Here is a 14,193-nt window from a genome sequence, read left to right as displayed (position 1 = left end):
CCGTGTCAGAGCAGCATTCTGCGCACGCTCGCGGGGCTCATACCCTTGGTCGGTGGCCGTCAGCAGAACCCGCGCGGCGCGGGCCGCCCGCAAGCGCAAGCGCCGGATGGACCTCGTGGTCCACGACCTCACCGACGAGCAGTGGGAAGCCATCCAAACGGCGTGGGGCGGGTGCGCCTACTGCCAGAGCGCGACGGGTCCGTTCCAGAAGGACTGCGTGATGGCGATCTCACGCGGCGGGCGCTACACCGTCGACAATGTGGTGCCGGCCTGCGGATCGTGTAATGCCAGCAAGTGCAACTTCGAGGTCAGCACCTGGATGCGGCGCAAACGGCTCGACGAGCGTGCGTTCCTGACGCGCTACGTGGAGATCCGCGCCAGCCTGGCGTAGGCATCTCGCCGGCCCGCGACCGTGCGCAAAACGCCGACCGCGAGCGGCGTGTCGGACAGCAGACACGCACTCAGTGTCAATGTGGTGATTGCCGCTGTTGCGGTGGTTGGGTTCTTTCCACCTGGTGTCTGGCTCAAACACGCACTGCCATCCGTCTGGGTTGGCATTCGAGCATTCTGCCGACATCAGGTGGGAAGGACCGACCGGCGTGACTTGATAGGAGCGTGGCACCGCCCCCACTGAGATGTGTCCGCCGGCCGGCCCAACCTTCACTCATCCACCTCTTGATGAAAGAAGGCACTGTCCATGGTGATTGTTGGCACCGACGTACACAAGCGCACCCACACCTTCGTCGCAGTCAACGAGGCCGGCGCCAAACTAGGTGAAAAAGTCGTCCCCGCGACCACCGCCGGGCACCACACGGCGTTGCAGTGGGCGCGCAGCCAGTTCGGCCAAGACCTGCTCTGGGGCGTCGAAGATTGCCGCAATCTCTCGGCCCGCCTCGAGCGCGACTTACTCTCAGCGGGCCAACGGGTGGTCCGGGTAGCGCCCAAACTGATGGCCCAGACCCGAGCCTGCGCCCGCACCCGCGGCAAGTCCGATCCGATCGACGCTCTGGCCGTCGCACACGCAGTGCTGCGGTATCCCGATCTGCCCGTCGCCGCCCACGACGAGGTGTCACGGGAGTTGAAACTACTGGTGGATCGCCGCGAAGACCTTGTGGCTCAACGGACCTCAACAATCAACCGACTGCTGGGACGAATCCATGAACTCGACCCCGCCCGCACCCCCAAACGCGGTGCCCTGGACCGGGCCAAGACCCGTGCCGAGCTGGGCAACTGGCTCGACACCCTGCACGGACTGCTCGCCGAGCTGGCCCGCGATGAACTCGACGACATCACCCGCCTGACCGACACCGTCAACGCCCTCGCCGCTCGAATCGGCCAGCACGTCCACGATGTCGCCCCCCGAACTGCTGGCCCTTCAAGGCTGCGGTGAATTGACCGCGGCCAAACTCGTCGGCGAAACCGCCGGCGTAAAGCGGTTCAAAAACGAGGCGGCTTTCGCCCGCCACAGCGGCACCGCCCCCATCCCCGTGTGGTCGGGCAACACCGCCGGACGCGTCCGCCTCACACGCTCAGGCAACCGCCAACTCAATGCCGCCCTCTACCGCATCGCCCTCACCCAGATCCGCATCGCCAACAGCCCCGGACAGCTCTACTACCGCAAACGCCTCGCCCACGGCGACTCATCAACCGAAGCCCTCCGCTGCCTCAAACGCCGCCTCGCCCGCACCGTCTACCACCGACTCCACACCGACGAACAAACCCGCCTCAACGACCCACACCCGGCCGCCGCTTGACATAGGAGCAATGCTCGCGGTGCAAAGGGCGTTGGAAAACTAGGCAGGTGAAACGCCGGCCGACAGCACGCGCACGGCGCTGATCAGACCGTCGATCAAGTTGCCTTCCTTGAAGGAGGCGGCAGCCGCCGAGACGCCCAGCGGGGCGGCCTCTTCGATGCCACGACCCTTGACGTCGGCACCGTAGACAACCTCGATGGCGTGCTGGTCGGGTGAGACCGCGAGCAGCACCGCGTTGTTGGGGGTGGGCACCTTGGCCAGGATCTCGCGTGCGGTGGCCGCCGTGTCCGTGCCGAGGCCGCCGATGTAGACGGCGAACCGGGCCTTGGCCGCCCGCGAGCCGTACTTCAGCGCGTCGTCGAGGACGACGAGGTCCATCGTCGGGAACGGGTAGTGCACCGACAGCTCACCGGGCTCGGTGACGCCGGAGATCCGGCCGCTGTAGGTCAGCGCATAGCCGTAGGGCAGGTCGACCTCTTTGGTCGCGGTCGCGATTTCACCACTTGCCACTTGCGCCGCCTCCGATCGTCACGCCGTGTGCATCATGCCCGCCGTGTCCGTGATCCTGCGGCTCCTCGGCGGCCCACAGGATGGGCTCGTGGGTCCACGGCTCGGACATCTTGTAGGTAGCCGGGTGCGGTCCCTTGCGGGTCATGTAGATCAACGCCAGAACCACGAACAACACCAGCGGAACCCCTCCGAGGAGGGAATGGGTAAGTGCTGTGCTCACGCGCAAACCGTATCAGCCGCAATGCGTCGACGCGCCGAGAGTGCCCAGCAACACGGGCTCACGCCGCTCCTTCGCCGAGATAGCGCACCCAGGCCGGGTCGAGCTCCTTGATCGTCGACAGCAGTCGCCAGTGCTGACCTTTCGGCGGCATCGGCACACAGCGCAGTGACCAGCCCAGTTCGGCGAGCAGCCGGTCCGCCTTGCGGTGGTTGCACGCCGCGCACGCCGCCACGCAGTTCTCCCAGGAATGCTCGCCGCCGCGGCTGCGCGGAATGACGTGGTCGACGGTGTCGGCCCGCCCGCCGCAGTACGCACAGCGGAAGCGGTCCCGGTGCATGAGCGCGGCACGCGTCATCGGGATGCGGGCCCGGTAGGGCACCCGGACGAAGGTGCGCAGCCGGATCACCGAGGGCACCACGATGGTGCGGGTGGCCGAGTGGATGACCGGCCCCGACGGATCGTCGTGCACGACGTCGGCCTTGCCGCACATCACCATGATCACCGCGCGCCGCAGCGGCAGCGCGGTCAGCGGTTCGTAGGTGGAGTTCAGGAGCAGGACGCGGCGGCGGCCCCACAGGGACGCGTCGGGCGCCGCGGTGGGAAGTACCTCGACGCTGTGCAGGGCGCGATTTGGCACATGGGGTCCCGATGGGCCGGGTATGTGGCCGGTCCGTCGTATATGGCCTTTTTTGCTGTGCGCCATGGAGCCTCCGAGGACACAGTCCACCACGGATCCAGGAGATACGCACGAAAATTCTTTGTGTGTTCGCAGGTCAGTCCAATGAACACCAGGTGACCACAGTGCCGTGACCGGCGCCGACGTGCCGTCAGGCCACAATGGACCACAATGAGTGACGTGACGCAGGTGCAGCGATCTTTCTACGACGAAGTCGGTGGGCACGAGACGTTCGCGGCGATCGTGTCGCGCTTCTACCAGCTGGTGCGCGAGGACGAGATTCTGCTGCCGTTGTATCCCGAGGACGACATCGACGGCGCCGAGGAGCGGCTGCGGATGTTCCTCGAGCAGTACTGGGGTGGGCCGCGGACGTACTCCGACCAGCGTGGCCATCCACGGCTGCGGATGCGGCACGCACCGTTCCGGATCGGATACCTCGAGCGCGACGCCTGGCTGCGCTGCATGCACACCGCGGTGGCCTCGATCGACTCGACCACGCTGGACGACCCGCACCGCCGCGCGTTGCTGGATTACCTGACCATGGCCGCGGACTCGATGGTGAACTCGGCGTTCTGACATGCGCCGGTGGTGGGCAGACGCGGTTTTCTACCAGGTCTATCCCCGCTCATTCGCCGACAGCAACGGCGACGGGGTCGGTGACCTCGACGGCCTGAGCGCCCGGCTGGACTATCTGGCAACGCTCGGCGTCGACGCATTGTGGCTCAACCCCGTCATGGTGTCGCCGATGGCCGACCACGGCTATGACGTCGCCGACCCGCGGGATGTCGACCCGCTGTTCGGCGGCATCGCCGCCCTGGACCGCCTGCTCGACGCCGCGCACGCCCGCGGGATCCGGGTGACCATGGACCTGGTACCCAACCACACCAGTTCGGCGCACCCGTGGTTCGTCCAGGCCCTGACCGATCCACGCCGACGCGACCGCTACATCTTCCGCGACGGCCGTGGCCCGCACGGTGAGCTGCCGCCGAACAACTGGGTGTCGGTGTTCGGGGGTCCGGCGTGGACCCGCGTCACCGAACCCGACGGCAGCCCCGGCCAGTGGTATCTGCACCTGTTCGATCCCGCCCAGCCCGACCTGAACTGGACCCACCCGGCGGTGTTCGAGGACCTGGAGAAGACGTTGCGGTTCTGGCTCGACCGCGGGGTCGACGGGTTCCGGATCGACGTGGCCCACGGTATGGCCAAGCCACCCGAGTTGCCCGACATGGCTGTCACCGACACCGCACTGCTGCGTAACAGCGAGGACGACCCCCGGTTCGACAACGACAGCGTGCACGACATCCATCGGTTCATCCGCAAGGTGTTCGACGACTACCCCGACGCGGTGGCCGTCGGTGAGGTCTGGGTGCACGGCAACGAGCGCTTCGCCAAGTATCTGCGTCCCGACGAACTGCACCTCGGCTTCAATTTCCGGCTGGTGCAAGCAGATTTCGACGCCGCCGAGGTCCACGACGCGATCGACAACGCGATCGTCGCGGCCGACCTTGCCGGGGCGACCCCCACCTGGACGCTGTCCAACCACGACGTGGAACGTGAGGTCACCCGCTACGGTGGCGGCGCCCGGGGGCTGGCGCGGGCCCGGGCGATGGCCCTGGTGATGCTGGCACTGCCGGGCGCGGTGTTCGTCTACAACGGCGAGGAACTCGGGCTGCCCAATGTGGACCTGCCCGACGCGGTGCTCCAGGATCCGGTGTGGGAGCGCTCCGGTCACACCGAACGCGGGCGTGACGGATGCCGGGTGCCGCTGCCGTGGTCGGGCGATGCTCCGCCGTTCGGATTCTCGTCGAACCCCGACACCTGGCTGCCGATACCCGCCGACTGGGTGGCGTTGACGGTGCAGCGTCAGCAGGCTGATCCGTCGTCGACGCTGGAGTTCTATCGACGGGCCATCCAATTACGCTCCAGCCGTGCGGAATTCACCGGCAGCCGGATCGAGCTGGAGCACTCGGGCGGCGTGCTGACGATGCGACGCGAAGGCGGCCTGGTGTGTGTCCTCAACACCGGCGCCGGGCCGGTTCCGTTGCCGCCCGGCGAGGTGCTGCTGGGCAGTGGCGAGCTGACGGACGCCCTACTGCCCGCCGACACCGCCGCCTGGCTGATCTGAAGGTCGGGCGTCAGCGCTGCGCCCTCAGCGCCTCGTCCAGAGTCGACATGAGCTGGGCAACCCGGCTCTTGCCGGTCGGCGCGGCCGGATATCGGCAGAGGACGTCGATCAACGCCGGCGTGGCACGGCTCTGAACTCGTTGCAGCACAATATCTCCCGCTGCAGGAGCGCCGCCGGTGATCTCGGCGATGCGGGCGGTGTTCGCCGCAGCCCGCAGGATGTGGCCCACCTGATGGGCTTTCGCGATGGGGTGCAGGTAAGCCGCCGAGGCGGCGTCACCCGCCGCCTGCGCCGCCAGGCGCGCACCCTCGGTCGAGGAAGCCGCGGCCGCGCGGTGGGCATCCAGTGATGCGACCCGCTGTGCCTGGGATCTGGGCGCGCCGTTGACGAACCGCCAGGAGGCGGTGATCGCTGCTCGCGGTCGAGGGTCATCGGGATGGACATCCTCGAAAATGCCGAGCACCTCTTCGGCGGTCTCGGTCACAAACCGTGCGACGACTCGCAGCTCGTCCATGGTCAGCTCGAAGTCCCCCGAGGTCACGCCGCGCGCCCGATGCTCAGCCCAGGATCAGCGCGGCGCTGTCGCGACGGCGGTACACCGAGCCGAACCGGGCGTCGATGCGCAGCCACGACGGGTGCGCACGCACCCGGACGATCTCCTGCTCGCTGACCTCGTTGCCGGTCTGCGGCAGAAAGCCCATGGCGGTCAACGCGAACACGCACCGCATCGGCACACCGACGCGGTATTCGCCCGCGCTCACGGCGATCACCTCCTGATCCAGCAGGGAGGCCGGCGGCCCGTACGCGCTACCGTGCTCGCGGGCCAGTGCACCGCCCTGCTGAGCCAGATCGAGCATCACCCGCGCGGGCACGTCGTCGAGGTGAACGAACCCGTCCTCGGGCGGCAGCCCACCGCGCCACGACGAGTCCATCGGAAAGCCCGGATCGATGTATCCGTCTCCGGCAGCAGACAATCCGGCCGCCAGCGCGTCGGCGCCCGCCGACAGGTCCGACGGACGCACGCGTCCGGCCACCACCCGGCTGGCCAGTACCTCCAACCCGGTCGCCACCCAGGCGACAACGCCGCCGGCGCGTACCCGCAACCGGACGACCGCGGCATCGTCGAGCCGCAGGGCACGATCGAGGAACGTCGCGAGATCCCTACGGTCGCGCGGATCCTCGATCCACAGACCGCGCTCCCGGGCGGTCATCGCAGATGGCTCTCCAGATAGCCGCGCTGCTCGGCCGTCAGGCGTTCCAGACGTTGCTCGGCGATGTGCACCGCGGCCAGTTGGGTCTCCCCGATCACCGACGGCTTGGAGTCCGGAGCGGCATTCAGCGAGCGCACCTCGTAGCCGATGGTGAAGTCGACGGCGCGCACCCGCTTGGACCACATCGTCACCTGTAGCGGCGAGTCCACCAGCCGCAACTGACCCTTGTAGCTGATGCTGACATCGGCGATCAGCAGACCGATGGTGTCGATCGTGGCGCCGAAGGGCTCACGCAGGAACGGTATCCGCGCCTCTTCGAGAAGCGTCACCATGGTGGCGTGATTGATGTGCTGGTACATGTCGATGTCCGACCAGCGCACATGCACCGGCGTTGTAAAACTCACGCAGTCGTTCCCGTTCCACTCGTTCGTGTCATGCTGCGGATCTGACGCGCCGCCACAGACAGCGTCGCCAGGTCCTGCTCACCATCTTGGTATATCTCGGTCAACGTGCGGCGGGCCCGGGTCACCCTGGAGCTGTTGGTCAGCTCCCACTCGGCGATCTTCTCCTCGCCCGTCTCGTCGGGTTCGCCGACGGCCAGCACGTCGAAGCACAGTGCGCGAAGTGAACCGTAGATGTCGTCGCGAATTGCCAGCCGCGCCAAGGAATGCCAGCGGTCGTCCCGGCCGAGTCGCGACACCGCGGTGAGCAACCCGTCGGCGCCGAGCCGATCCATCAGCGCGAAGTAGGTGTCGGCCACCTCGGCCGCGTCCCGGTCGACGATGTCGGAGATGTCGATCACGTCGAGCAGGCTGTACTGGTACAGCCCCGTCGCCACCGCGTACGCCAGTTCGTCGGGCACACCCTGGGCGGAGAACTCCCCCGCCTCCTTTTCGACGATGGCCTTGTCGTCGCCGCGCAACCATTGCGGCATCTGCGGGCGCAGGGCAGACACCTGCGCTGCGAATCGGTTGATCTCGGCGCCGACGGCCAGCGGTTGCGGACGGTAGTTGAGCAGCCAGCGCCCGGCGCGGTCGACCAGCCGGCGCAGATCCAGCGTCATCCGGTCGGTCACGAACACCGGCACCCCGTCGTCACCGGCAGCCCGAATCTCGCGCCACACCTTGCCGATCCCGAAGATGGCGTCGGTGGCGACGTAGCTGCGCACCGCGTCGACCGGGCCGACGCCGACGTCCTCGGTGATGCGGTAGGCGTAGCTGATCCCGCTGGTGTCGACGAGATCGTTGACCAGCATGGTGGTGACGATCTCCCGGCGCAGCTGGTGTGACCGGATCTCGCTGGTGAACTGCTCGCGCAGCTTCTCCGGGAAGTACAGCGGCAGCCGGGACGCGAACACCTCCTGGTCGGGCAGGTCGCTGGCCAGCACGTCGTCCTTGAGATTGAGTTTGACGTGCGCCATCAGGGTGGCCAATTCCGGTGAGGTCAAACCGATTCCGGCGTCGACGCGGCGCCTGATCTCCTTCTCCGAGGGCAACGCCTCCAGTTCGCGGTTGAGCCCACGGTTGGCCACGAACTCCTTGATCATCCGGGCGTGCACCGTGAGCATGCTCGCGGCGTTGGCCCGGCTGGTCCCCATCAGGTCGTTCTGGTCCTTGTTGTCGGTCAGCACCAGCGCACCGACCTCATCGGTCATCGACAACAGCAGCTCGGTGCGTTCGTCGGGGCTCACCTTGCCCGCGGTGACCAGCGAGTCGATCAGGATCTTGATGTTGACCTCGTGGTCCGAGCAGTCCACGCCCGCCGAGTTGTCCAGTGCGTCGGTGTTGATCCGGCCGCCGGCCAGGTCGAATTCGATGCGCCCGAGGGATGTCACGCCGAGGTTGCCGCCCTCGCCGATCACCTTGGCCCGCACCTCGTTTCCGTTCACCCGGATCTGGTCGTTGGCGCGATCACCGACATCGGCCTCGGTCTCGGCCTTGACGTAGGTGCCGATCCCGCCGTTCCACAGCAGGTCGACCGGCGCCTTCAGAATCGCCTTCATCAGGGCGGGCGGCGTGAGTTCCGCTATGTCGGAGTCGATCCCGAGTGCCGCGCGGGCCTGCGGGCTGATCGGGATGGATTTCTGCTGACGGCTGAAGACACCGCCGCCCTCGCTGATCAGCTTGGCGTCGTAGTCCTCCCAACTGGACCGCGGCAGCTCGAACAGGCGCTTGCGCTCCACCCACGACACCGCGGCGTCAGGGTTGGGATCGACGAAGATGTGCCTGTGGTCGAAGGCGGCGATCAGCCTTATGTGCTTGGACAGCAGCATGCCGTTGCCGAACACGTCGCCGCTCATATCTCCGACGCCGACGACGGTGAAGTCCTGGGTCTGGGTGTCCACCCCCATCTCCCGGAAGTGCCGCTTCACCGACTCCCACGCCCCCTTGGCGGTGATCCCCATGGCCTTGTGGTCATAGCCGATGGATCCGCCCGAGGCGAACGCGTCGCCGAGCCAGAAGCCGTAGGACTTCGCGACCTCGTTGGCGATGTCGGAGAACGTGGCCGTGCCCTTGTCGGCGGCGACCACCAGATAGGCGTCCTCCCCGTCGCGGCGCACCACGTCCGGAGGCGTGACGACGGCACCGGTCTGTTTGTCGACGTTGTCGGTCACGTCGAGCAGCCCGGAGATGAAAAGCTGGTAGCACGCAACGCCTTCGGCGCGGGTCGCCTCACGGTCGACGGCAGCGTCACCGGTCGGCTCCGGCGGTCGCTTGACCACGAACCCGCCCTTGGCGCCCACCGGCACGATGACCGCGTTCTTCACCGCCTGGGCCTTGACCAGACCCAGGATCTCGGTGCGGAAGTCCTCGCGTCGGTCCGACCAGCGCAACCCGCCGCGGGCGACGAAACCGAACCGCAGGTGCACGCCCTCCACCCGGGGCGAGTAGACGAAGATCTCGAACTTGGGCCGCGGCAACGGCAGCTCGTTGATCAGGCCGGGATTCAGCTTCATCGCCAACACACCGCGTTGCCGGGCCGAGTTGGGATGCTGCACAAAATAGTTGGTGCGCAGCGTGGCCTGGATCAGGGTCGCGAATGCCCGCAGCACCCGGTCGGTGTCCAGGCTGACCAGGGCGTCGATGTCGGCGGCCACCGCAGCGGCCGCCCCCTGGGCGTCCCGGCTGCCCGCGGTGTCCTCGGACGGGTCGAACAGCGCCTCGAACAGCTGCACCAACGACCTTGTGGTGTGCGGGTTCTCGTTGACCACCGATTCGATGTGCGACTGGCTGTACGGGAACCCCGCCTGGCGCAGGTACTTCGCGTAGGCGCGCAGGATCACCACCTGCTGCCAGGTCAGGTCGGCACGCAGCACCAGCTCGTTGAACCGGTCCACCTCGACCGACCCGTGCCAGATCGCGGTCACCGCATCGGCGAACCGCTGGGCGGTGGCCTCGCGCGAAGCGGCGTCGGGGGCCTCGGGGATGCTGCGCTGCCGGGCCACCTTGAATTGATAGATCCAGACGGGCAGGCCGTCGGCCCTGCGCACGGTGTACGGACGCTCCTCGAGCACCACCACACCCATCGACTGCAGCATCGGCAGCAGCTCGCTCAGCGAGGCCGACTGTCCGCCGAGGTACCAGGTGAGCTGAGCCAGCCCGTCGTCCCCGCCCTCGTCGAACACCAGCTTCACCGAATTGTCCTGCAACGCTTCGATGATCGCGATGTCGGCGATGGCGTCCGCCGGGGCGACGGCCTGCCTGTAGTCCTCAGGGAACGCCGTGGCGTAGTGCTCGACCGCGGCCGGGCTCAGCGCCGCGTGCGCTGCCGCACTGGTCATGCGGTCACCCCAGTTGCGGGTGGCCTCGGTCAGCAGGTTCTGGATCCGGTTCTCGTTCTCGGTGGAGGTGTCCACCGTGTGCGAGGCGGTGCCGTCGGGCAGCCGGACCGTGAAATGAACTACAGCCCAGGGTGACTCGCTGACCCGGGCCGAGTAGTCGATGCTCTCACCGCCGAGCTCGCGCACCAGGATGTCCTGCATCTCCAGCCGCACCGCGGTGGTGTAGCGGTCTCTCGGCAGGTACACCAGGCAGGACACGAAGTGCGCCAGTTGATCCGCACGCAGGAACAGCAAGGTCCGACGCCGTGAGCCCAGATCGACCACGGTCAGCGCCATATCCAGCAGCTGCTTGGAACTCAACGCGAACAGTTCGGGGCGCGGAATGGTCTGGACGATGTCGCGCAGCAGCTGACCGGGATGGCTGGGATCGCGGCGCGCCATGGCCAGCGCCTCCTCGACCCGGCGCGAGATCAACGGGATCTCCAGCACATTGGCGTTCATCGCGGCCACGGTGAACAGGCCGACAAACCGGTGCTCGATGGCCGGCTCGCCGCTCTCGCGGACGACGACGATGTAGGGGTAGGCCCCGTAGCGCAGATAGCTCGGCATCGTGGCCTGCGCCAGCACCATCAGGTCGTCGGCCGCGGTCAGCGGTGGGAGCACGTCCTCGCGCAGCTTCAGCACGCCGAGCCGGCTGGACGGATCGACCGAGGCCTGCCCGTCGCTGATCGCGCACTGCTGGTATCCGAGCAGCACGAAATGCCCGTCGGAGAGCCAGCGCAACAGCGCGGCGACATCCCGGCGTTCGGTGTTGGGAAACCGCCCCTCGACATCGGTGGCAACATCGTTGGCCAGGGCGTGCAGAGCTGCGCCCATGGCGGCGGCATCCAGCCCGATCTGCCGGGCCTCGGCCAGGACACCGGGCACCAACCCGACCACCTCGGTCAGGGCCGGGCCGTCAGCCGCCCCGTTGACCGGGACCAGGATCCAGCATTCGTCCACGCCGTCGACACCGGTGGCCTCGGCGGCGGGCTGGAAGTCCAGCAGTACCCCGTCGGCGTCGCGGTGCACCCGAAAGACCGGGTTCATGATGGCGGGGTAGGCGATGCCGTGCCGGTGCAACAACACCGTCACCGAATCCACCAGCATCGCCGCCTGCTCGGTGACGATCTGTAGCGCCGGACCGGAGTCGTTGTCTCCCGGGTAGACCATGACCTTGGTCTCCCCCGGCGCCCGCTGGCCGCCCAACGCGTAGTGGGCGGCCACCGTGGCATCGGAGACAAGGCGCTCTGCCACCCCGGCCTGAGGACCGGTGGCGGCCACTCCCGGCGCGTCGGCCTGCGGAGCCCGGTAGGTGGACAGGAACGCCACAGCGAGCCGGTGGATCACCTCAGGCGGTGCCTGTGAGCGATCCCGGTCGCTAATTCCCTGTCCCCGAAGAGCTCCCGGTTCGGCCGTCATACGGATCACTCCCTACTCACGCCCATGCACCGGCATTGGTGCATAGCTGCGACATTAGTAGCGCCACCGAGCCCGCTGCGCCGTTTATCCCGTCACGGGTCAGTCGCGGGTCAGTCTCCTGTGGGTCACCCGGTGCGGGCGTGCCGCTTCGGCACCGAGGCGTTGGATCTTGTTCTCCTCGTAGGCACCGAAGTTGCCCTCGAACCAGAACCACTTGGCCTCGTTGTCGTCGTCGCCCTCCCACGCCAGAATGTGCGTGCAGGTGCGGTCCAGGAACCACCGGTCGTGGCTGATCACCACGGCGCAGCCGGGGAACTGCTCCAGCGCGTTCTCCAGAGACGACAGCGTCTCGACGTCGAGGTCGTTGGTCGGCTCGTCGAGCAGGATCAGGTTGCCGCCCTCTTTGAGGGTCAGTGCCAGGTTCAGCCGGTTGCGCTCACCGCCGGACAGCACGCCCGCGGGCTTCTGCTGATCCGGACCCTTGAACCCGAACGCGGACACGTAGGCCCGTGACGGGATCTCGTTCTGGCCGACCTCGATGTAGTCCAGCTTGTCGGAGACGACCTCCCAGACCGTCTTCTTGGGGTCGATGCCGGCGCGGCTCTGGTCGACGTAGGACAGCTTGACCGTCTCGCCGACCTTGACCGTGCCGCTGTCGGGCTGTTCCAGCCCGACGATGGTCTTGAACAGCGTGGTCTTGCCGACGCCGTTGGGGCCGATGACGCCGACGATGCCGTTGCGCGGCAGTGTGAAGGACAGGTCCTTGATCAGCGTGCGGCCCTCGAAGCCCTTGTCCAGGTGCTCGACCTCGACCACGACGTTGCCCAGCCGCGGCGGGGTCGGGATCTGGATCTCCTCGAAGTCGAGCTTCCGGGTCTTCTCGGCTTCGGCGACCATCTCCTCGTACCGGCCGAGGCGGGCCTTGTTCTTGGCCTGACGGGCCTTGGCGCCCGAGCGGACCCAGGCCAGCTCGTCCTTGAGCCGCTTCTGCAGCTTCTGGTCCTTCTTGCCCTGGACCTCCAGCCGCTCGGCCTTCTTCTCCAGGTAGGTCGAGTAGTTGCCCTCGTAGGGGTAGGCCCGGCCGCGGTCGAGTTCGAGGATCCACTCGGCGACGTTGTCGAGGAAGTAGCGGTCGTGCGTGACCGCCAGGATGGCGCCCTTGTAGCTGGCCAGGTGCTGCTCCAGCCACAGCACGCTCTCTGCGTCGAGGTGGTTGGTGGGCTCGTCGAGCAGCAGCAGGTCCGGCTTGCTCAGCAGGAGCTTGCACAGTGCGACGCGGCGGCGCTCACCACCGGACAGGTGGGTGACCGGCTCGTCCGGCGGCGGGCAGCGCAGCGCATCCATGGCCTGCTCGAGCTGGGAGTCGATGTCCCACGCGTCGGCGGCGTCCAGCTCCTCCTGAAGGTGGCCCATCTCTTCCATGAGCTCATCGGAGTAGTCGGTGGCCATCAGCTCGGCGACCTCGTTGTACCGGTTGAGCTTGGCCTTGATCGCCACGCCGTCCTCGACGTTCTCGCGGACGGTCTTGCTCTCGTCGAGGTGCGGCTCCTGCATCAGGATGCCGACGCTGGCGCCGGGCGCCAGCAGCGCGTCGCCGTTGTTCGCCTGATCGATGCCGGCCATGATCTTCAGCACACTCGACTTACCGGCCCCGTTGGGACCGACGACGCCGATCTTCGCGCCGGGCAGGAAGTTCAGGCTTACGTCGTCAAGGATGACCTTGTCGCCGTGCGCCTTGCGAACCTTGCGCATCGTGTAGATGAATTCGGCCATGCCGTGATGTGCCTTTCTGAAACTCTTCGGGGATATCGGATGGGCGCGTGCGCGAAAGGTTGCGTCAAGCCCAACTCACTCGCGCCCATCCTATGCGCGCCCGGAAGCCGCTAAGCCGACAGTGGCAGCTCACCCTCGTCGGGCTCGGTTTCCCCGTCGTGGCCGTCGACGGGCTCGGGCTCGGCTACCGGGCCGGCCGACGGTTTGGGCAGGGGTGCGACCTTGGCAGTGCAGCGGGACAGGTCCGGCCCGACCGCGCTGGCCCGCACCTCGAGCGATGACCGGCGCACACCTTCCTTGTCCTCGTACTCATTGGTGTGGACCTGCCCGACCACGATCACGGCGTCGCCCTTCATCAGGGAGGCGCTGGTGCCGGTGGCGAGATTTCCCCAGCAGTTGACCGTGACGTAGAGCGAGTTGCCGTGTTCCCAGTTGCCGTCCGGCGTGCGGCGCCGCGAATTGCTGGCCACCCGGAACTTGTACAGGTCCTGATCGCCGAACCGCCGCCGGATGGGGTCGGTGATGATGTTGCCCACGATCGTGAACGGGGTCTCGAACATTTCTGGTTCCTTTCGCTTCATCCAGTGGCAGGCGCCGATGCGCCGTGACCGCCTTACGCAGCCATTGACCGCCGGAACCCCGACGCGCGGCCGGGCATGCGGCCCCGTGCAGTCGTCGGCTG

At 67.4% G+C, this 14,193-nt stretch carries 12 protein-coding genes and 1 pseudogene; 4 read left to right on the top strand and 9 right to left on the bottom strand.

The window, feature by feature from the left end; translation table 11 throughout:
- The first annotated feature begins 52 nt into the window (after window positions 1-52).
- Window positions 53-391, top strand: a complete 339-nt coding sequence (locus tag G6N57_RS16510; protein ID WP_077741412.1) for an HNH endonuclease — start codon at window positions 53-55, stop codon at window positions 389-391.
- Window positions 392-697: 306 nt separating this feature from the next.
- Window positions 698-1,754 (top strand): annotated as a pseudogene (locus G6N57_RS16505) (IS110 family RNA-guided transposase).
- A 39-nt stretch (window positions 1,755-1,793) separates the two neighbouring features.
- Here G6N57_RS16505 and G6N57_RS16500 read toward each other — a convergent pair.
- Genes G6N57_RS16500 through G6N57_RS16490 form a run of 3 tightly spaced genes read right to left on the bottom strand, consistent with a single transcriptional unit; the run spans window position 1,794 to window position 3,187 of the window.
- Window positions 1,794-2,264: a DUF5130 domain-containing protein gene (locus G6N57_RS16500; protein WP_065463265.1), complete on the bottom strand. Its 471-nt coding sequence runs from the start codon at window positions 2,262-2,264 to the stop codon at window positions 1,794-1,796.
- Window positions 2,251-2,484, bottom strand: a complete 234-nt coding sequence (ctaJ, locus tag G6N57_RS16495) for an aa3-type cytochrome oxidase subunit CtaJ (RefSeq protein WP_097926431.1) — start codon at window positions 2,482-2,484, stop codon at window positions 2,251-2,253. Before ctaJ ends, G6N57_RS16500 begins: the two co-directional genes overlap by 14 nt.
- A 58-nt stretch (window positions 2,485-2,542) precedes the next feature.
- Window positions 2,543-3,187: an HNH endonuclease gene (locus G6N57_RS16490; RefSeq protein WP_077741415.1), complete on the bottom strand. Its 645-nt coding sequence runs from the start codon at window positions 3,185-3,187 to the stop codon at window positions 2,543-2,545.
- Window positions 3,188-3,331: 144 nt separating this feature from the next.
- Here G6N57_RS16490 and G6N57_RS16485 point away from each other — a divergent pair, with 144 nt between their 5' ends.
- Together G6N57_RS16485 and G6N57_RS16480 are read left to right on the top strand one after the other, a co-directional pair.
- Complete coding sequence (locus G6N57_RS16485; RefSeq protein ID WP_077741416.1) at window positions 3,332-3,736, top strand: globin; 405 nt, start codon at window positions 3,332-3,334, stop codon at window positions 3,734-3,736.
- 1 nt (window position 3,737) lies between these two features.
- A complete protein-coding gene (locus tag G6N57_RS16480; protein ID WP_077741417.1) occupies window positions 3,738-5,285 on the top strand; it encodes a glycoside hydrolase family 13 protein in 1,548 nt (515 codons plus the stop codon).
- A gap of 10 nt (window positions 5,286-5,295) precedes the next feature.
- Here the strand turns inward: G6N57_RS16480 and G6N57_RS16475 are convergent, their stop codons facing one another.
- The 6 genes from G6N57_RS16475 to G6N57_RS16450 form a co-directional block, all read right to left on the bottom strand.
- Complete coding sequence (locus tag G6N57_RS16475) at window positions 5,296-5,799, bottom strand: putative immunity protein (protein ID WP_077742043.1); 504 nt, start codon at window positions 5,797-5,799, stop codon at window positions 5,296-5,298.
- A gap of 43 nt (window positions 5,800-5,842) precedes the next feature.
- On the bottom strand, window positions 5,843-6,496 hold the full coding sequence (locus tag G6N57_RS16470) for a DUF8010 domain-containing protein (RefSeq protein ID WP_077741418.1): 654 nt from the start codon (window positions 6,494-6,496) through the stop codon (window positions 5,843-5,845).
- Complete coding sequence (locus tag G6N57_RS16465; protein WP_234815848.1) at window positions 6,493-6,855, bottom strand: acyl-CoA thioesterase; 363 nt, start codon at window positions 6,853-6,855, stop codon at window positions 6,493-6,495. Before G6N57_RS16465 ends, G6N57_RS16470 begins: the two co-directional genes overlap by 4 nt.
- A gap of 41 nt (window positions 6,856-6,896) precedes the next feature.
- On the bottom strand, window positions 6,897-11,738 hold the full coding sequence (locus tag G6N57_RS16460) for an NAD-glutamate dehydrogenase (RefSeq protein WP_077741420.1): 4,842 nt from the start codon (window positions 11,736-11,738) through the stop codon (window positions 6,897-6,899).
- A 99-nt stretch (window positions 11,739-11,837) separates the two neighbouring features.
- Entirely contained in the window at window positions 11,838-13,511 is a 1,674-nt protein-coding gene (gene ettA, locus G6N57_RS16455) for an energy-dependent translational throttle protein EttA (RefSeq protein WP_077741421.1), read from the bottom strand.
- Window positions 13,512-13,621: 110 nt separating this feature from the next.
- On the bottom strand, window positions 13,622-14,071 hold the full coding sequence (locus tag G6N57_RS16450) for a single-stranded DNA-binding protein (RefSeq protein ID WP_077741422.1): 450 nt from the start codon (window positions 14,069-14,071) through the stop codon (window positions 13,622-13,624).
- Window positions 14,072-14,193: the final 122 nt, after the last annotated feature.

This window comes from Mycolicibacterium boenickei, from assembly GCF_010731295.1.
Classification (GTDB): domain Bacteria; phylum Actinomycetota; class Actinomycetes; order Mycobacteriales; family Mycobacteriaceae; genus Mycobacterium; species Mycobacterium boenickei.
The sequence above is the reverse complement of the archived record's forward strand: the minus strand, read 5'-3'. Positions and strand labels throughout refer to the sequence as shown.